The following is a 17,867-nucleotide window of genomic DNA, read 5'->3' on the forward strand; positions in this document are numbered from 1 at the left end:
AATCCTTGTCCAGCGGTTCACGGCAATACGACACGACGGATATGACTGGCCGCAAGCTTGTGCTTGAATAACAGGCCGTCCGATACACTGCCTTGCACTTTTCGGATGGCGCAGATGACTCGCACTGAGCATCATCGCTGCCTGCGATTAACTCCCGTGGACTTCCTTGCTTGATTCCAATGAGACTTTTGATGGGCTGTTCCAGCAGTGTCCAGTGATTCTCCCTGCACTTCGCGCGCCCATCCACGCGCCATCGACGCCGTCTCTATACTCAGCCAGAACCACCTGAACGAAGGATTCCCATGCGCTACGCCTTCAAGTTGAAAAACGACGCCATGGTTGTTTTCGACCCGGATACCGCCTTGCTCTCTATCACTACACCTCTTGGAGAGGTGCAAAACTCCACGATAGGCAGGGCTGAATCGCGTCTACTGAATCTGCTGCTGATGGAACCGGGTCAGACTAAAAGCCGCGAAGAGATCATCGACTACACTTGGAATGACCGTGTCGTCGCCTCCGGCAGTTTGAATCAAGCCGTTTTTTCCCTTCGCAACATTCTCAACGACAGTCGAGATCACGAGATCTTGATGACGGTTCCGCGAAGAGGTTATTGCTTCAATCGCCAGTATGTAGTCAATGCACCCGCCGACTTGCCGATGCCGCCAGATACCGCCGCACAACCTGTCGAGCCGGTCATGGAAGTGCTGGAGGCCAACCCGAAAGAAGCCCTGCCGTTGCCTTCGGAAAAAGCCAGGCCATCGACTCGCATCACCAAAGCCCAGTTGATCGGTTACATCCTGACCTTGGGCGTGTGTGCCTTTACCGGTTTCCGCTCCGGCTTCGACACGCCGAAAATTGAAGTTTCCAGCATAAAACAGAACGATCTGGTCATTCATGCAGTGGCCAACACGGTCGCCGAAGCCCAATCGCTGAGGGATCTTTCGGCGAAACAGGTTCAACAGTCACCCGAGTTGAAAGGCCAGGTCTGGTTGAATCTCGCTAAATCAAACTATTCCGTTTCGTGCGTCCGCCCGGATCTAAGCACTGCAAACCTGCAATCGCACAGCGAACAGAAAGATCTCGCACTGATGATCCGGCAATGTTTGGAAGCCACCCTATGAAGCCAACAGTATCGTCGACCGCCCATTGGCTAGTGCTGGGAGCCATTAACGCCGCGTGTATTTTCTCGCTGACTTACTCGCCCACTCACTACATGGAAAACATCAGTTATCAAACCATCACCCAACAATGGCTGGAAGATTCGAACCAACTCAATACGGAAGAGTACATGACCATCGGGCACGGTCGACTTACCCAAACCACGCTGGAAAGCCTGAACGGAAAAATTCGTAACTCTACTATTTCGGCGGACGTTATCCGTGAGAGTAATCATCACGTTCAAATTAAAATCAGGACCGTCAAGTTAAGCCAGGATAACGAACTGTTCGCCATCGAAAAGACGCCGGATCTTTTTTTCAAACGCCAATACGTCCTGCAAGAAGGCGCTGTTCTAAATTACGAACTGATCCCTACTACCGATAAAAACACCATGTGCGTTTATGTGCATGAACTGAGTCGCCTGCGCTGCATGAACCACTAGTCACTGCCACACCCCACCCGAGCTTGACCAGGCGACAGGGGCTTGATGCCCGTTGTCCGCCAATGCCGATTCAAACAGAAAAATAATAATCACTGATTTGAATCAGACGCTCCCTCCCCCTCAAGATCTCGCCATTGTCGCGTTCGGAGCCCTGCCTGTTGCCCCCGGCAGAAAACCGGCTCCGCGGCCCTCATTCAAACACTCTTGCGGGTGCCCGATGCAAACGTACCTTTTTTTGCGAGTCGTCAAATCGATGATAACCAGGATCCTGGCAGTGCTCTCTTTGGTTGCACTGCCCTTTTACTCGGCGGCGCAAAACGAGCACTCCAGCGCCAGCACCGAGATCGAGTTCTACCAGATCGAGTTGAGCCCGAACGAAAAACTGAAACTGTCGCAGTTGAAAATCTACTTTGAAAATGAACAGCATAACGACGAAGGTACGATGGATCTTCCTGTTCCTTTCCCGCCACCGGACACGATTAATGAAGTTCAAGAATCTTCATTAATTTCCATTTGATCATGGCTCCTTAGCGGGCTGGCCGGACTTTGAAAAAACGCAATCCGCTATTTGATCATCGACCACCTGAGTTCTGACCTTAATACGCATCGCAAGACTATTCACAGGCCACGGCTGACGCTGTGTTCTGCCTGAAAATCATTAATAGGGGAACGCACATCAATGCTGCTGAAAAATCTCGTAACCGTCTCTTTGGGTGTCGTGCTTTCGCTCAAGGCCATGATCAAGGATGAGGAAGTCTACCGGCCTGACCTGACCACTATTGAAAACCGCAAAAAGACATTGGCCGATGAACAGTCCAACTACAGGATTCGCAGCGACTATCCAGCCAGCGATTACTTTGCCTTTGATGCAGCGGCCATCGACCCAACAGCTCAGAAAACAGCGATCTTCGGTTCGAAAACAGCGTTGTGCAAACTTCAAAACCTGAATTTGCCAACAAGCGATACGTACGTTTTTTCAGCAGCACTGGAGCTTACCCCAGAGCCATCGACGCCTGAAAAAACCGTTTAGCACTATCCATTGGCTGAAGAGTATTCAATTCCATGCGCAACATCCCTGATGACGTCTTTCATGTAACGTCAAGTCCCGCGGGCACTCCCAAGAGAACGATTGGGTCGTGGGGGATGAACCTCATTCCATCAGAGCGCAAAGCAAGCATTCGACAACACAGGCTCATTCACAGCTCCAGGTTCCAATGCAGCAGGCTGGAGTTCGATTCAACCGTCACCCTGACCGGTTCGGTTCCCCATGGCTTTGTGACCTTTGTCATTTCACAGACTTCCGTCGGCCGTCCGCTGGTGAACAACCACGCACTGCGGCCTAACGAAATCGTCGTGCTCTATAGCCGCGAGCCCGTGCATTACATTTGCGAACCGAATGAAACCATTTTCATCCTGAGCACGACGCTGGAACATTATGCACAGTGCCTCAAAGAACATTCGGTGATTGATGTATTTGCACATCGAAAGGAGCAGCGCTTTCAGGCTGCGAACTTCAAGCTGATTCAAGCTGCCCTGCAGAAAATTGGCACTTATTTTATCGACGCCAAACAGCGCCGCCGCGCCGCCATTGAAAGTGTTCTGCTGGCTTCTCTATTACGGGCCCTGACGCCTGCTAATCGCTCCGAACTTTACCCTCCGAGAAGAAGGAAAGTCGCGACAGAAGTCATGGATTACATTCACCAGAACACCAAGAAATCGCTCAACATCACCGCGCTGGCCATGCAGTTTGAAACCACCTCGCGCAGTTTGCACCACGGCTTTTCCGAAACTTTCGGAATTTCGCCGATCGCCTATATTAAGAACCTGCGGCTCGCCAATGTTCGTCGAGACTTGATCCGCAACACCTGGCCAACGGTTACCGAAACCGCGATGTATTGGAACTTCCACCACCTGGGCCGGTTTTCCAAGGCCTATCAGGACGCCTATGGGGAGCCTCCGTCAGAGACAGCCAGGCGCAACGCCACGAACTGATGGCTTCGCAGCTCCCTGCAGCGGCACCAAGCCCAAGAAATGACAATCAATAGTTTTCATCCGCCAAGCCCAATGGCCAATATTGATTATTTCCAACTCAAGGGACGAATAAGCATGCGCTATCGATTAAATGCACTGTCGCTCAAACAGAAGATCTTCTATTGCCTCGCCGCCTATTTATGTGGAGTCGCATTGGCCTGGTTGATTGATTGTTATTAATACTCTTGCTTTAAAAACTTCACTACATCAGTAGTTAGTTGTTTCTATCAATAACTCCCGCGTTTCTTTTTGGGCGATGTCACGCATCAAAATCAATCAATGTCGTTATCGGCCTCGCGATCAATCGAATTCAGATAACCCAATCGATAAACCTGTAGAGGATTTTATTTCACATGCTATTGCGAAAAATTGGCTTCGTTTCACTGCTTTCGTTGCTGTCTTTTCAGGCACTGGCCGATGACAGAGGCCTGTATCTTGGCGCAGGCGTGAGCAGCATCGAAACCGACAAAACCCATCTGAGCGATGAGGACTACAGCTACAAGGTTTTTGCAGGTTATCGCGTCAACAGTTATCTGGCCTTTGAGGGCGCATTCGTCGATCTCGGCCAATTCAAGGACGAGGACCTCGATTTCGATGGTAAATCCGTTCAGGCCAGTGCCCACCTCGGCTTTCCGCTGGGAGAGCGGGTGCGCGTCTTCGGCAGTGTCGGTGCCCATGCCTGGGATGCCGACGGGAATGCCAGCGACGATGATACCGGGATGAATATGACCTACGGTGCCGGCGTCGAGTTTGATGTGTTTCGCAACATCGGTCTTCGCGCCGAATATGAAGTGCTGGAAGTCGGCGACATCAACCTGAATCAGACAACGGCGTCCGCTTTTATTCTCTGGTAACGCCCGCTGGCATCGAGCGGCCAGACTGGCCGCTCAACGTGCCTCACATCTCTATGTTGGACTTGCCGCCTGAACCACGGCAGACCGGCGTCGGAGCGATGTCGGACGCCGGTAGCCAGCCATGCAGCCGGCTTGTGGATAACTCACTCCACCGTGACGGACTTGGCCAGGTTGCGCGGCTGGTCGACATCCGTACCCTTGAGCACCGCTACGTAATACGACAGCAATTGCAGGGGGATGGTGTAGAGGATCGGCGACAGGATGTCGTGGATATGCGGCATGTGGATAACATGCGTGCCCTCGCCGTTGGTCATGCCGGCCTGCTCGTCGGCAAAGACGATCAGTTCGCCGCCACGGGCGCGGACTTCCTGCAGGTTGGACTTGAGCTTCTCCAGCAACTCGTTGTTCGGCGCCACGGTGACGACGGGCATGTCGTTATCCACAAGGGCCAGCGGACCGTGCTTGAGCTCGCCGGCCGGGTAGGCTTCGGCGTGGATGTAGGAGATTTCCTTGAGCTTGAGTGCCCCTTCCATCGCCACCGGGAACTGTGCGCCACGACCGAGGAACAGGGTGTGGTGCTTCTCGGCGAACAGCTCGGCGATTTTTTCCACCGTGCTGTCCATCGCCAGGGCTTCGCCCAGGCGGGTCGGCAAGCGCCGCAGTTCTTCCACCAGGGTGGCTTCGACGCCTTCGCCCAGGGTGCCGCGGACCTGACCCAGGGACAGGGTCAGCAACAGCAGGCCCACCAGCTGGGTGGTAAAGGCTTTGGTCGATGCCACGCCGATTTCGCGACCGGCCTGAGTCAGCAGGGTCAGATCGGACTCACGCACCAGCGAGCTGATACCGACGTTGCAGATCGCCAGGCTGGCGAGGAAACCCAGCTCCTTGGCATTCCGCAGCGCGGCCAGGGTGTCGGCGGTTTCGCCGGACTGGGAAATGGTCACGAACAGGGTATCCGGCTGCACCACCACCTTGCGGTAGCGGAACTCGCTGGCCACTTCGACCTGGCACGGAATCCCGGCCAGCTCTTCCAGCCAGTAACGGGCAACCATGCCGGCGTGGTAGCTGGTGCCGCAGGCAACGATCTGCACGTTGCGCACCTTGGCGAACAGCTCGGCGGCCTGTGGACCGAAGGCCTGGACCAGCACCTGGTTCGGGCTCAGGCGGCCTTCGAGGGTGCGTTGCACCACGGCTGGCTGCTCGTGGATTTCCTTGAGCATGAAGTGGCGGAACTCGCCTTTCTCGGCGGCCTCGGCGCCATCACGGTATTGCACGGCTTCACGCTCGACCGCTTTGCCGTCGACATCCCAGATCTGCACGCTGTCGCGGCGAATCTCGGCGATATCGCCCTCTTCCAGGTACATGAAGCGATCGGTTACCTGACGCAGGGCCAGTTGGTCGGAAGCCAGGAAGTTTTCCCCCAGGCCCAGGCCGATCACCAATGGGCTGCCACTGCGGGCCGCGACCAGGCGGTCCGGCTGGCTGGCGCTGATCACGGCCAGGCCATAGGCGCCATGCAGTTCCTTGACGGTGGCTTTCAGGGCCACGGTCAGGTCGCCCAGGTCCTTGAGTTTGTGCTCCAGCAGGTGGGCGATGACCTCGGTGTCGGTGTCCGAAGTGAAGACGTAACCCAGGCCCTTGAGTTGCTCGCGCAGGACTTCATGGTTCTCGATGATGCCGTTGTGCACCACCGCCAGGTCGCCGGAGAAATGCGGGTGGGCGTTACGCTCGCATGGCGCGCCGTGAGTGGCCCAGCGGGTGTGGGCGATGCCCAGGCGACCGACCAGCGGCTCGCCGGCCAGGGCCTGTTCCAGCTCGCTGACCTTGCCCGGACGACGCATACGCTCGAGCTTGCCATCGTTGGTCAGGACCGCCACCCCGGCGCTGTCGTAGCCGCGGTATTCGAGACGCTTGAGGCCTTCGAGCAGGATGGCCGTGATATTCCGTTCAGCAACGGCGCCAACAATTCCACACATGGTTTCTCTCCTAGATGACTGCCGCGCAAATCAGCGTGATGCCGCGGGCTTGAATCTGGTCGCGGGCCTCTGCAGGCAGGCGATCATCGGTAATAAGGGTATGGACGCTGCTCCAGGGCAGCTCCAGGTTGGGAATCTTGCGGCCGATCTTGTCGGCCTCGACCATCACCACGACTTCCCGCGCCACCTCGGCCATTACCCGGCTCAGGCCGAGCAACTCGTTGAAGGTGGTGGTCCCGCGCACCAGGTCGATGCCGTCGGCACCGATAAACAGCTGGTCGAAGTCGTAGGAACGCAATACCTGCTCGGCGACCTGCCCCTGGAACGACTCGGAGTGAGGGTCCCATGTACCGCCGGTCATCAACAGCACCGGCTCGTGCTCCAGTTCGCTCAGAGCATTGGCCACATGCAGCGAGTTGGTCATGACCACCAGGCCCGGCTGCTGACCGAGTTCGGGAATCATGGCCGCGGTGGTACTGCCACTGTCGATGATGATGCGGGCGTGTTCGCGAATCCGCGCAACCGCCGCGCGAGCGATGGCTTGTTTGTACCGGGACACCGGCTGGCCGATATCGCCGACCAGTTCCTGCGGCATGGTGATCGCGCCGCCGTAGCGTCGCAGCAACAGGCCGTTGCTCTCCAGGGCCGCCAGGTCCTTGCGGATCGTAACTTCCGAAGTTTCGAAGCGTTTAGCCAGCTCATCCACGCTCACCTCGCCCTGTTCATTGAGCAAGGCCAGAATGTTGTGACGGCGCTGGGGCGTATTGCGTTTCGACATGAGCACTTAAGTTTCGATTCGAAAGATAACGGAAGCAATCAAAACCTATTGCCGGAAATTCGTCAAGCCAGCGCAAGAAAAAAATCTGTGGATAAAAGCATCGCGGGCAAGCCTCGCTCCTACAGATATCACTGTCTGTAGGAGCGAGGCTTGCCCGCGAAAGCAATCTCGAGAGTACCGGCCACTGCGTTGTGGATAACTCAGCTCTTCTTGATTTTCACCGGGCGTTTCCAGCCGTCGATGTTCTTCTGTCGGGCACGGGCCACGGCCAGCTGGGCTTTTTCCACAGTCTGGTTGATGGTGGAACCGGCCGCCGTGGTCGCGCCATCCTGGATATCCACAGGTGCCACCAACGAGTTGTTGGAACCGATGAAGACGTCTTCGCCCAGCACCGTACGATGCTTGTTGGCGCCATCGTAGTTGCAGGTAATGGTGCCGGCGCCGATGTTGCTGCGCGCACCGATCTCGGCATCGCCCAGGTAGGCCAGGTGCCCGGCCTTGGCGCCCTCGCCCATGCGTGCGTTCTTCAACTCGACAAAGTTACCCACATGGGCACGGGCTTCGAGAACAGTACCCTGGCGCAGGCGGGCGAACGGACCGGCATCGCTGCCTTCACCCAGTACAGCACCTTCGATATGACTGTTGGCCTTGATCACCACGCCCTTGCGCAGGGTGCTGTCCTTGATCACGCAGTTCGGGCCGATCACCACGTCGTCCTCGATGACCACGCGGCCTTCGAGAATCACGTTGATGTCGATCAGCACGTCACGGCCCACCGTCACTTCACCGCGCACATCGAAACGTGCCGGATCGCGCAGGGTCACACCCTGAGCCATCAGGCGCCGACCTTCGCGCAACTGGTAATGACGCTCCAGTTCGGACAGCTGCTTGCGATCGTTGGCGCCCTGCACTTCCATCGGATCGTGCGGTTGCTCGGTGGCCACCAACAAACCATCACTGACCGCCATCTCGATCACATCAGTCAGGTAATACTCGCCCTGGGCGTTGTTATTCGACAGACGACTCATCCAGTCGGCAAGGCGATTGGCCGGCACGGCAAGGATGCCGGTGTTGCCTTCGGTGATAGCGCGTTGTGCTTCACTGGCGTCCTTGTGCTCGACGATGGCTGCGACCCTGCCGTCGGCATCGCGAACGATTCGGCCATACCCGGTCGGGTCGTCCAGCTCCACGGTCAGCAATCCCATTTGCCCGGGAACCACGTGCTTGAGCAAGCGCTGCAGGGTTTCGACTTCGATCAGCGGCACGTCACCGTAGAGAATCAGCACGGTATCGGCGGTAATGAACGGCACCGCCTGGGCGGTGGCGTGACCGGTACCCAATTGCTTGTCCTGCAGCACAAAATTCAGGTCGTCCGCCGCCAGGCGTTCACGCACCGCATCGGCACCGTGACCGATGACGACATGGATGCGCTGTGGATCGAGTTGCCGGGCGCTGTGGATAACATGCCCCAGCATGGAGTTGCCCGCCACCGGGTGCAGCACCTTTGGCAACGACGAACGCATGCGAGTGCCTTGACCGGCAGCGAGAATAACTATTTCGAGAGACATGACTGGCTACCAATCCTGGGTGGTCAGCGACTGCGACCATGAGGTGAATTGCAAAAAAAGAAAAAGGGTAGCCGAGGCTACCCTTTTTAATCAATCACGCGGAAATCCCGCGGCTTAGCCGCCGAACTTCTTGCGGATCTGCTGGACGGTGCGCAGCTGGGCTGCGGCCTCGGCCAGACGTGCAGCAGCAGAACCGTAGTCGAAATCTGCGCCTTTTTCATTCAGGGCCTTCTCAGCAGCCTTGACGGCTTCCTGAGCGGAGGCTTCGTCCAGGTCGGCAGCACGCTGCACGGTGTCGGCAAGAACCTTGACCATGTTCGGCTGAACCTCGAGGAAACCACCGGAGATGTAGAACACCTCGGTTTCCCCGCCCTGCTTGATCAAGCGGATCGGACCTGGTTTCAGATTAGTGATCAGCGGAGCGTGACCCAGGGCGATACCAAGATCCCCCAGCTCGCCGTGTGCGATCACCATCTCGACCAGACCGGAGAAGATTTCCCCTTCCGCGCTGACGATATCGCAATGGACTGTCATAGCCATCTGCTTGCCTCAACCTAAATTAGCGCCCGTTGCCGGGCGCCGGGATTACAGTTTCTTGGCTTTCTCGATCGCTTCTTCGATGCCGCCGACCATGTAGAACGCTTGTTCTGGCAGGTGGTCGTAGTCACCGTTGAGGATGCCTTTGAAGCCAGCGATGGTGTCTTTCAGGGAAACGTATTTGCCTGGAGAACCAGTGAAGACTTCAGCCACGAAGAACGGCTGCGACAGGAAGCGCTGGATCTTACGAGCGCGGGATACCAGTTGCTTGTCGGCTTCGGACAGTTCGTCCATACCCAGGATCGCAATGATGTCCTTCAGCTCTTTGTAGCGCTGCAGCACGTACTGAACGCCGCGAGCGGTTTCGTAGTGCTCGTTGCCGATCACGTTCGGGTCCAGCTGACGGGAAGTCGAGTCCAGTGGATCTACCGCTGGGTAGATACCCAGGGAAGCGATGTCACGAGACAGTACGACGGTGGCGTCCAAGTGGGCGAAGGTGGTCGCTGGCGACGGGTCGGTCAAGTCGTCCGCAGGTACGTATACCGCTTGGATCGAGGTGATCGAGCCTTGCTTGGTCGAAGTGATACGTTCTTGCAGAACGCCCATCTCTTCAGCCAGGGTCGGCTGGTAACCTACTGCGGAAGGCATACGGCCCAGCAGTGCGGATACTTCGGTACCGGCCAGGGTGTAACGATAGATGTTGTCGACGAACAGCAGAACGTCGTTACCTTCGTCACGGAACTTCTCGGCCATGGTCAGGCCGGTCAGAGCTACGCGCAGACGGTTTCCCGGCGGCTCGTTCATCTGGCCGTATACCAGTGCCACTTTGTCCAGAACGTTGGAATCCTTCATCTCGTGGTAGAAGTCGTTACCCTCACGAGTACGCTCACCCACACCGGCGAACACGGAATAACCGCTGTGCTCGATGGCGATGTTACGGATCAGTTCCATCATGTTTACGGTCTTGCCCACACCGGCACCACCGAACAGACCGACTTTACCGCCCTTGGCGAACGGGCAAACCAGGTCGATAACCTTGATGCCGGTTTCCAGGAGGTCGTTGCCGCCAGCTTGTTCAGCGAAGGACGGCGCAGGACGGTGAATGCCCCAACGCTCTTCTTCGCCGATCGGGCCAGCTTCGTCGATCGGGTTGCCCAGTACGTCCATGATCCGGCCCAGGGTCGCTTTACCGACGGGTACGGAGATGGCTGCGCCAGTGTTGTTGACGTCCAGACCGCGCTTCAAGCCCTCGGTGGAGCCCATCGCAATGGTACGTACCACGCCGTCGCCCAGCTGCTGCTGAACTTCCAGAGTGGTTTCGGCGCCTTGAACCTTCAAGGCGTCGTAGATGCTCGGTACGCTGTCGCGTGGAAATTCCACGTCGATAACGGCGCCGATGATTTGAACGATACGTCCGCTACTCATAGCTGGATCCTCTGAATATTTGAACCGTTAAACCGCGGCAGCGCCGCCGACGATTTCCGAGATCTCTTGGGTGATCGCAGCCTGACGCGCCTTGTTGTAGATCAGCTGCAAATCGCTGATCAAATCACCGGCGTTGTCGGTAGCGTTCTTCATCGCGATCATCCGCGCAGCTTGTTCAGCCGCGTTGTTCTCGACCACCGCCTGGTAGACCTGCGACTCCACGTAGCGAACCATCAAGCCGTCAAGCAGCTCTTTGGCGTCCGGTTCGTAGAGATAGTCCCAGTGGTGCTTGAGTTCTTGATCCGGGGTTGCCACCAGCGGAATCAACTGCTCCACCGTAGGCTGTTGCGTCATGGTGTTGATGAACTTGTTGGACACCACGGACAGGCGGTCAATCCGGCCGTCCAGGTAGGCATCCAGCATCACCTTGACGCTGCCGATCAGATCATTGATCGACGGCTCTTCACCCAGGTGGCTGATTGCAGCGACGACGTTACCGCCGAAGTTACGGAAGAAAGCCGCACCTTTGCTGCCTACCACGCACAGATCGATCTCGACGCCATTTTCGCGGTTTACCGCCATGTCCTTGACCAAAGCCTTGAACAGGTTGGTATTCAAACCACCGCACAGACCACGGTCACTGCTCACCACGATATAACCGACGCGCTTGATTGCGCGGTCGATCATGAACGGGTGGCGATATTCCGGGTTGGCGTTGGCCAGATGACCAATAACCTGGCGGATGCGCTCCGCGTAAGGACGGCTAGCAGCCATGCGCATTTGTGCCTTGCGCATTTTGCTGACCGCCACTTTTTCCATGGCGCTGGTAATCTTTTGCGTGCTTTTGATGCTCGCAATCTTACTGCGAATCTCTTTTGCGCCTGCCATGTAACACCTATCAGGTTAGCAAGCGGGAGCCTCGCGGCCCCCGCTGCGGCTTACCAGGTTTGGGTGGCCTTGAACTTCTCGATACCGGCTTTCAGGCCAGCGTCGATTTCGTCATTGAAGTCACCCTTCACGTTGATCTTCGCCATCAAATCGGCGTGATCGCGGTTGAAGTAAGCAATCAGCGCTTGTTCGAAGCTACCGATCTTGGCGATTTCGACGTCAGTCAGGAACCCACGTTCAGCGGCATACAGCGACAGCGACATGTCAGCGATGGACATAGGCGCGTATTGCTTCTGCTTCATCAGCTCGGTAACGCGCTGACCGTGTTCAAGTTGCTTACGGGTCGCTTCGTCCAGGTCAGAAGCGAACTGGGCGAATGCCGCCAGTTCACGGTACTGAGCCAGAGCGGTACGGATACCACCGGACAGCTTCTTGATGATCTTGGTCTGAGCGGCACCACCTACACGGGATACCGAAACACCGGCGTTCACTGCCGGGCGGATGCCGGAGTTGAACATGGCCGATTCCAGGAAGATCTGACCGTCGGTGATGGAAATCACGTTGGTCGGAACGAACGCGGAAACGTCGCCAGCCTGGGTTTCGATGATCGGCAGTGCGGTCAGGGAACCGGTCTTGCCAGTTACCGCGCCGTTGGTGAACTTCTCTACGTACTCTTCCGAAACGCGGGATGCGCGCTCCAGCAGACGGGAGTGGAGATAGAACACGTCGCCTGGGTAAGCTTCACGGCCTGGTGGACGGCGCAGCAGCAGGGAAATCTGGCGGTAAGCCACTGCTTGCTTGGACAGATCGTCATAAACGATCAGCGCGTCTTCACCGCGGTCGCGGAAGAATTCGCCCATGGTGCAACCGGAGTACGGTGCCAGGAATTGCAGGGCAGCGGATTCGGAAGCACTGGCAGCCACGATGATGGTGTTGGCCAGAGCGCCGTTTTCTTCCAGCTTGCGAACAACGTTGGCGATGGTCGATTGTTTCTGACCGATAGCCACGTATACGCAGAAGATGCCGCTGTCTTTCTGGTTGATGATCGCGTCGATCGCCAGAGCGGTCTTACCGATCTGACGGTCACCGATGATCAGCTCACGCTGGCCACGGCCGACAGGGATCATGGCATCGACAGCCTTGTAGCCAGTCTGTACAGGCTGGTCTACCGACTTACGCCAGATCACGCCTGGAGCAACTTTCTCGACCGCGTCGGTCTCGGTGTTGTTCAGCGGACCTTTGCCGTCAACTGGGTTACCCAGTGCGTCGACTACGCGACCCAGCAGTTCCTTACCAACCGGAACTTCGAGGATGCGGCCAGTGCACTTGGCGCTCATGCCTTCAGCCAGAGTCGTGTATGCGCCCAGTACAACGGCACCTACGGAGTCTTGCTCGAGGTTGAGTGCCATACCGTAGACACCGCCCGGAAACTCGATCATCTCGCCGTACATGACGTCGGCCAGACCGTGAATCCGCACGATACCGTCAGAAACGCTGACGACAGTGCCTTCGTTACGGGCTTGGGAGGTCACATCGAGCTTTTCGATGCGGCCCTTGATAATTTCACTTATTTCGGAAGGATTGAGTTGCTGCATTGCTCTGCTGCCCCTTCAAACTCAAGATTTCAATGCTTCGGCAAGTTTCGCGATTTTGCCGCGAATCGAGCCATCGATAACCAGGTCGCCGGCGCGGATGACGACACCACCAATCAGGGCAGCGTCCTCCGCAACTTGCAGGCGCACTTCCCGGTCGAGTCGTGCACTGAGAACCTTGGCGAGTTTGTCTTGCTGTTCTTGGTTCAACGCAAAAGCACTGGTGACTTCCACATCTACCGACTTCTCTTGCTCGGCCTTGTACAGGTCGAACAGGGCGGCGATCTCCGGCAGAAGCAGGAGACGGTCGTTTTCGGCAACGACGTGGATGAAATTCTGTGCCTTGGCATCGAACTTGTCGCCGCACACGTCGATAAACGTGGCGGCCTTGTTTGCGCTCGTCAGTCGCGGGGCCTTGAGCACGCGCCGCATGGTGTCGTCTTGCGACACTGCTGCAGCCAGGCCGAGCATGGCTGACCAAGAGGCCAGCTGCTGGTGGGCCTGAGCGTGCTCGAAGGCCGCCTTAGCGTAAGGTCGGGCCAACGTGGTCAGTTCTGCCATGATCGCCCTCGCTTAAATTTCAGCAGCCAGTTTGTTAACCAGCTCCGCGTGCGCGTTTTGATCGATTGTGGCACCCAGGATCTTCTCGGCGCCGCCAACGGCCAGCACACCCAGTTGGGCACGCAGCGCGTCTTTGACACTGTTCAGTTCCTGCTCGATCTCGGCCTGAGCCTGAACCTTCACACGGTCAGCGTCGACACGGGCTTTTTCAACAGCCTCTTCGACGATCTGGTTACCGCGTTTCTTGGCTTGCTCAATGATTTCGGCTGCCTGAGCTTTTGCTTCGCGCAGTTGCTGACCCGCTTTCTCTTGGGCCAGTTCCAGGTCGCGAGCTGCTCGGCTGGCAGCGTCCAGTCCATCCGCGATCTTCTTCTGACGTTCGTGCAAAGCCGCGATGACCGGAGGCCACACGAACTTCATGCAAAACAGTACAAAAATGAAGAACGCAACGGACTGGCCAATCAGGGTTGCATTAATGTTCACGCCAACACCTCGCTCGTTCGTTGTCCATCACACCAATCAACTCGAAAATTCGAGTGATTAGCCAGCGAGTTGACCAACGAAGGGGTTCGCGAAGGTGAAGAACAGAGCGATACCAACGCCGATCATGGTCACGGCGTCGAGCAGGCCGGCAACGATGAACATTTTAACTTGCAGCATTGGAACCATTTCTGGCTGACGCGCAGCGCCTTCCAGGAACTTGCCGCCCAACAGGCCGAAACCAATTGCGGTACCCAGTGCGCCCAGGCCGATCAACAGTGCAACAGCGATAGCGGTTAGACCAACTACAGTTTCCATCTTTCCTCCCGACTTTTACGTCGTATGGTTTAGGTTTTTTAGATTAAAGCGGTAAAACAAATCGTTTCATCGTGCCCTAGACGGGCCCCCTCCCGTTTGACCGGGAGGGACATCAGACTGGTCGAGACCGGTCTTAATGGTTCTCTTCGTGCGCCATCGACAGGTAGACGATGGTCAGCATCATGAAGATAAACGCTTGCAGGGTGATGATCAGGATGTGGAACACAGCCCACGCCCATTGCAGCACCACGCCCAGGCCGCTGAGCCAGAGCAGGCCGCTGCCGAACATCACGGCGATCAGGATGAACACCAGTTCGCCAGCGTACATGTTGCCGAACAGACGAAGTGCCAGAGAGATTGGTTTGGCGATCAGCGTCACGAATTCAAGCAGGAAGTTCACCGGAATCAGCAGCGCTTGAACAAAGATGTTCTTGCTGCCGAACGGGTGCAGGGTCAGTTCGCCGATGAAGCCGCCGATGCCCTTGATCTTGATGCTGTAGAAAATGATCAGTGCAAACACCGAGAAGGCCATGGCCAGCGTGGCGTTCGGGTCGGTAGTCGACACGGCACGGAAAGGAATGTGCGAATCGCCGGAGATCAGGATGGCCAGTTGAGGAATCCAGTCGACCGGAATCAGGTCGATGGCGTTCATCAGGAACACCCAGACGAAGATGGTCAGTGCCAGCGGTGCAATCACTGGGCTACGGCCATGGAAGCTGTCTTTCACGCTGCCATCGACGAACTGGACCAATACTTCAACGAAGTTCTGCAAAGCACCTGGCTGACCGGAAGTCGCCTTCTTGGCCGCCATGCGGAAAAGAAGAACGAAGATCAGACCCAACGCCACAGACCAGCCGAGAGTATCGACGTGGAATGCCCAGAAGCCCATTTCTTTGGCTTCTGCTGCGGTGTGGGCAAAGCCCCAGCCGCCATTAGGTAGCTGACCGAAGGTCAGGTTCTGCAAGTGGTGCTGGATATAGCCCGAAGCGGTTGTTTCTGCCATGGTTGCCTCAAACGCCCTAAGGTCTCGAAAGTCTTGTTCTCATAAGCAGGGGAGCGAACCAGCTGACCAGTTGGGTCAGCACGAAGACGCCGAATACAGCTAGCGGCGCCAATGGCTTCACACCTGCGAACGTCAATGCAAAGAGCACTGCCGTCAAAATCAGTTTGCCCGCCTCGCCGGCATAAAAAGACCGGACGATGGCTTGAGCTGCTCGGGCGCCGGAAAACCGAAATGCCCTATGAGCGAAATACACATTGGGGAGCAAGGCTATCAGTCCCCCACAAAGGCCTGAGTATCCGGCTACGACTCCATGCCAGTGCCAGAGCGCCAGGGCGGCCAGCAATAAAACGACCAACTGAGCCAATAAAACCGGGAAAACCGCTAAGCGATGGAACGGCAAGCGGTTTGGCGTGCGGGTTTCCATCACTCTTGCTCCTCATGGGTCGGCTGCCAGAATTCAATAACTTGGCATAATTTGTGCCGACAAAATGCGCGCAGAGTATAGGGGCGGTTCAGCCCCTATTCAACTGCCGGGTAGTGATTTCCGACTGCACGCTACATGAGGAAATGTTTCAGCGGATGTGTGCAAGGACGCCTTGAAGCTCATCGAGGGAGTTATACCCGATCACCAACTGACCTTTCCCTTTCTTTCCGTGACGAATCTGCACCGCAGAGCCTAGGCGCTCGGCCAGGCGTTGCTCCAGGCGCGCGATATCCGGGTCGGGTTTGACAGGTTCGGCAGGCTGCTGTTTGCCACTCAACCACTGGCGAACCAGGGCTTCGGTCTGGCGTACGGTGAGGCCACGTGCGACAACGTGTCGCGCCCCTTCAACCTGTTGATTTTCCGGCAAACCCAGCAAGGCACGGGCATGACCCATTTCCAGGTCGCCGTGGGACAGCATGGTCTTGATCACTTCAGGCAAAGCGATCAGGCGCAGCAAGTTGGCTACGGTGACGCGGGACTTACCCACAGCCTCGGCAACCTGCTGCTGAGTCAGCTGGAATTCCTGCTGCAGGCGCTGCAGGGCAACCGCTTCCTCGATGGGATTGAGATCTTCGCGCTGGATATTCTCGATCAGCGCCATGGCGATGGCGGTTTCGTCGGGCACATCGCGGACCATCGCCGGAATGGTTTCCTGACCCGCCTGCTGGCTGGCGCGCCAGCGGCGCTCGCCGGCGATGATTTCAAAACGGCCGGAACCGATCGGACGCACCACGATTGGCTGCATCACGCCCTGAGTCTTGATCGAGCTCGCCAATTCTTCCAGTGCCTGAGGGTCCATGTCCCGACGCGGCTGATACTTGCCGCGCTGGATCAGGTCCAGGGGCAAATGTTGCAGCTCACGCACATCGGCTTGAACCGCTTGTTCTTCCAGCGAGCTGACAGTCGGACCACTCAACAGTGCATCCAGTCCACGTCCGAGACCTCGTTTCTTGACGGCCATGGGGATTCCTTAAGTTGGCTGGGCAGCGGCTGCGCGTGAATTTTTCCGTTGCCGACGAACCATCTCGCCAGCGAGGGCCAGATAGGCGATGGCACCGCGGGACTGTTTGTCGTAGACCAACGCCGGCATGCCATAACTGGGGGCTTCCGCCAGACGGATGTTGCGGGGGATCACCGTGTCGTACAGCTGATCACCGAAGTGTTCCTTGAGCTGCGCGGAAACATCGTTCATCAGGCTCAGCCGCGGGTCGTACATGGTCCGCAGCAGGCCTTCGACCTTGAGGTTCGGATTGAGCAATTCGGAGATGCGCTTGATGTTATCCACAAGGTCGCTCAGCCCTTCGAGAGCGAAGTACTCGCACTGCATGGGGATAATGACCCCATCGGCGGCAACCAGGGCGTTGAGCGTGAGCATCGACAGCGACGGCGGGCAGTCGATCAGAATGTAATCGTAGTTTTCCCGGATCGGCGCCAGGGCACTGCGCAGACGGCTTTCCTTCATCTGCATTTCCAGCAGAACCACTTCCGCGGCGGTCAGGTCGCGGTTCGCCGGCAGCAGTTGATAACCGCCGTGCTCGGAGTAATGCATGGCCTGGGCCAGATCGCACTCGCCGATCAGCAGGTCGTAGACCGAATTTTCCAGGCCATGTTTATCCACACCGCTACCCATGGTGGCGTTGCCCTGTGGATCGAGATCGATCAACAGCACCCGGCGCTTGGTAGCAACCAGCGATGCTGCGAGGTTGATGCAGGTGGTGGTCTTGCCCACGCCACCTTTCTGGTTCGCTATCGCGAATACCTTAGCCATTCTT

20 protein-coding genes are annotated in these 17,867 nt (G+C 57.0%); 6 read left to right on the forward strand and 14 right to left on the reverse strand.

The window, feature by feature from the left end; genetic code table 11:
* The first annotated feature begins 302 nt into the window (after positions 1-302).
* The 6 genes from AC3RCP_RS01040 to AC3RCP_RS01065 all read left to right on the forward strand — a co-directional run bounded on the left by AC3RCP_RS01040 (position 303) and on the right by AC3RCP_RS01065 (position 4,485).
* Positions 303-1,121, forward strand: a complete 819-nt coding sequence (locus AC3RCP_RS01040; protein WP_007924524.1) for a transcriptional regulator — start codon at positions 303-305, stop codon at positions 1,119-1,121.
* Positions 1,118-1,600 (forward strand): hypothetical protein, encoded by a 483-nt coding sequence (locus tag AC3RCP_RS01045; RefSeq protein WP_101336364.1) that lies wholly within the window; start codon positions 1,118-1,120, stop codon positions 1,598-1,600. Before AC3RCP_RS01040 ends, AC3RCP_RS01045 begins: the two co-directional genes overlap by 4 nt.
* A 274-nt stretch (positions 1,601-1,874) precedes the next feature.
* Positions 1,875-2,117, forward strand: a complete 243-nt coding sequence (locus AC3RCP_RS01050) for a hypothetical protein (RefSeq protein WP_178081040.1) — start codon at positions 1,875-1,877, stop codon at positions 2,115-2,117.
* Between the two features lie 162 nt (positions 2,118-2,279).
* Positions 2,280-2,630: a hypothetical protein gene (locus AC3RCP_RS01055; RefSeq protein ID WP_492570504.1), complete on the forward strand. Its 351-nt coding sequence runs from the start codon at positions 2,280-2,282 to the stop codon at positions 2,628-2,630.
* A gap of 32 nt (positions 2,631-2,662) precedes the next feature.
* Positions 2,663-3,592, forward strand: a complete 930-nt coding sequence (locus AC3RCP_RS01060; RefSeq protein WP_492570503.1) for an AraC family transcriptional regulator — start codon at positions 2,663-2,665, stop codon at positions 3,590-3,592.
* 392 nt (positions 3,593-3,984) lie between these two features.
* Complete coding sequence (locus AC3RCP_RS01065; protein WP_101336367.1) at positions 3,985-4,485, forward strand: outer membrane beta-barrel protein; 501 nt, start codon at positions 3,985-3,987, stop codon at positions 4,483-4,485.
* A gap of 143 nt (positions 4,486-4,628) precedes the next feature.
* On the opposite strand, the gene glmS is transcribed toward AC3RCP_RS01065, so the two are convergent.
* The 14 genes from glmS to AC3RCP_RS01135 all read right to left on the reverse strand — a co-directional run bounded on the left by glmS (position 4,629) and on the right by AC3RCP_RS01135 (position 17,863).
* A complete protein-coding gene (gene glmS / locus AC3RCP_RS01070) occupies positions 4,629-6,461 on the reverse strand; it encodes a glutamine--fructose-6-phosphate transaminase (isomerizing) (protein ID WP_092421490.1) in 1,833 nt (610 codons plus the stop codon).
* A 10-nt stretch (positions 6,462-6,471) separates the two neighbouring features.
* Entirely contained in the window at positions 6,472-7,239 is a 768-nt protein-coding gene (locus AC3RCP_RS01075) for a DeoR/GlpR family DNA-binding transcription regulator (protein ID WP_007924514.1), read from the reverse strand.
* A gap of 200 nt (positions 7,240-7,439) precedes the next feature.
* Positions 7,440-8,807 carry a bifunctional UDP-N-acetylglucosamine diphosphorylase/glucosamine-1-phosphate N-acetyltransferase GlmU gene (glmU, locus tag AC3RCP_RS01080; RefSeq protein WP_037034405.1) on the reverse strand — a complete coding sequence of 456 codons (1,368 nt, stop codon included), beginning with the start codon at positions 8,805-8,807 and terminating at the stop codon, positions 7,440-7,442.
* A gap of 114 nt (positions 8,808-8,921) precedes the next feature.
* A complete protein-coding gene (locus AC3RCP_RS01085) occupies positions 8,922-9,347 on the reverse strand; it encodes a F0F1 ATP synthase subunit epsilon (protein WP_007924512.1) in 426 nt (141 codons plus the stop codon).
* A gap of 45 nt (positions 9,348-9,392) precedes the next feature.
* Positions 9,393-10,769 carry a F0F1 ATP synthase subunit beta gene (gene atpD, locus AC3RCP_RS01090; RefSeq protein WP_007924510.1) on the reverse strand — a complete coding sequence of 459 codons (1,377 nt, stop codon included), beginning with the start codon at positions 10,767-10,769 and terminating at the stop codon, positions 9,393-9,395.
* Positions 10,770-10,796: 27 nt separating this feature from the next.
* A complete protein-coding gene (gene atpG, locus AC3RCP_RS01095; RefSeq protein ID WP_007924507.1) occupies positions 10,797-11,657 on the reverse strand; it encodes a F0F1 ATP synthase subunit gamma in 861 nt (286 codons plus the stop codon).
* Between the two features lie 50 nt (positions 11,658-11,707).
* Positions 11,708-13,252: a F0F1 ATP synthase subunit alpha gene (gene atpA, locus AC3RCP_RS01100; protein WP_007924506.1), complete on the reverse strand. Its 1,545-nt coding sequence runs from the start codon at positions 13,250-13,252 to the stop codon at positions 11,708-11,710.
* 21 nt (positions 13,253-13,273) lie between these two features.
* Complete coding sequence (locus tag AC3RCP_RS01105; protein WP_085532640.1) at positions 13,274-13,810, reverse strand: F0F1 ATP synthase subunit delta; 537 nt, start codon at positions 13,808-13,810, stop codon at positions 13,274-13,276.
* Between the two features lie 12 nt (positions 13,811-13,822).
* Entirely contained in the window at positions 13,823-14,293 is a 471-nt protein-coding gene (locus tag AC3RCP_RS01110) for a F0F1 ATP synthase subunit B (protein WP_007924504.1), read from the reverse strand.
* 57 nt (positions 14,294-14,350) lie between these two features.
* Entirely contained in the window at positions 14,351-14,608 is a 258-nt protein-coding gene (gene atpE, locus AC3RCP_RS01115) for a F0F1 ATP synthase subunit C (RefSeq protein ID WP_002555987.1), read from the reverse strand.
* 133 nt (positions 14,609-14,741) lie between these two features.
* Entirely contained in the window at positions 14,742-15,611 is an 870-nt protein-coding gene (gene atpB / locus AC3RCP_RS01120) for a F0F1 ATP synthase subunit A (RefSeq protein WP_097137771.1), read from the reverse strand.
* A 16-nt stretch (positions 15,612-15,627) separates the two neighbouring features.
* Positions 15,628-16,035: a F0F1 ATP synthase subunit I gene (locus tag AC3RCP_RS01125; RefSeq protein WP_037004398.1), complete on the reverse strand. Its 408-nt coding sequence runs from the start codon at positions 16,033-16,035 to the stop codon at positions 15,628-15,630.
* Between the two features lie 148 nt (positions 16,036-16,183).
* Positions 16,184-17,056 carry a ParB/RepB/Spo0J family partition protein gene (locus AC3RCP_RS01130; protein WP_007924496.1) on the reverse strand — a complete coding sequence of 291 codons (873 nt, stop codon included), beginning with the start codon at positions 17,054-17,056 and terminating at the stop codon, positions 16,184-16,186.
* Positions 17,057-17,065: 9 nt separating this feature from the next.
* Entirely contained in the window at positions 17,066-17,863 is a 798-nt protein-coding gene (locus tag AC3RCP_RS01135) for a ParA family protein (protein ID WP_007924494.1), read from the reverse strand.
* Between the last annotated feature and the right edge of the window lie 4 nt (positions 17,864-17,867).

It is taken from the genome of Pseudomonas sp. GW822-FHT05A08, assembly GCF_058800485.1.